Source organism: Cryobacterium sp. RTC2.1 (assembly GCF_035018685.1).
Lineage (GTDB): Bacteria > Actinomycetota > Actinomycetes > Actinomycetales > Microbacteriaceae > Cryobacterium > Cryobacterium glucosi.
Genome location: NZ_JASJXJ010000384.1, coordinates 1 through 283, shown reverse-complemented (window position 1 = coordinate 283; position 283 = coordinate 1). Strand labels below are relative to the sequence as shown.

Below are 283 nucleotides of genomic sequence, written 5' to 3'. Positions count from 1 at the left end.
GACGTCCTCGATAGCGGTCGTGCCCATCGTGGAGAGCGAGAACGGGATGCCGGCCTTCGCTGCCGCGTGCGCGCCGGCGATCTCGCCCTCGGTCTGCATCATCCGGGTGAACCCGGTCGGTGCGATGCCGAACGGGAGAGCGACCGGCGCCCCGAGCACGTCCCAGCCGGTCGAGACCGTCGAGACGTCGCGGAGGATGGCGGGGTGGAACTCGATGTCCTCGAAGGCCTGGCGGGCGCGCGCGAGCGAGATCTCCGCCTCCGCTGCCCCCTCGGTGTAGTCG

General features: G+C 71.4%; 1 protein-coding gene. It reads right to left on the bottom strand.

Features of this window, described 5'->3' with window-relative positions; translation table 11 throughout:
• Positions 1 to 283: alpha-hydroxy-acid oxidizing protein (locus QN357_RS19395; RefSeq protein WP_323505457.1), on the bottom strand; the 283-nt coding region annotated here is incomplete at both ends.